Source organism: Oribacterium sp. HCP28S3_H8 (assembly GCF_052064775.1).
Lineage (GTDB): Bacteria > Bacillota > Clostridia > Lachnospirales > Lachnospiraceae > Oribacterium.
Genome location: NZ_JBQHUZ010000044.1, coordinates 1 through 320 on the forward strand (window position 1 = coordinate 1; position 320 = coordinate 320).

Genomic DNA, 320 nt, shown 5'->3' on the forward strand with positions numbered 1-320 from the left:
TTTTGATGATCTTACACAGGAAGATATCTTTCTGATGATGAACCATATCAACTCGTACAAAAGAAAAAAGCTGAACAACCGTAGCCCATACGACGCGTTCAGCTTTTATTACGGAGAAGAACTGCTTAAAAAACTCGGATGTTCACCGGTTGCCGCCGAGAACATCGTATTAAAGCCGAAGCTTCTCAAAAAGTAACAGAAAAACTTGCTTAAGCCGCCAGAGGAACCAACTTCAAACTATCCACACAGGGATGGATTCTCCGAATACAAAAATTTCGAGAGGGAATTGATCTCTGGTTTCTTATACACTTTTTTCTGCT

The 320-nt window shown here is 40.3% G+C and carries 1 pseudogene; it reads left to right on the forward strand.

Annotated elements, in window-relative coordinates:
• Positions 1–196, forward strand: a pseudogene (locus ACTNEN_RS13410) (IS30 family transposase); the annotation flags it as partial.
• Positions 197–320: the final 124 nt, after the last annotated feature.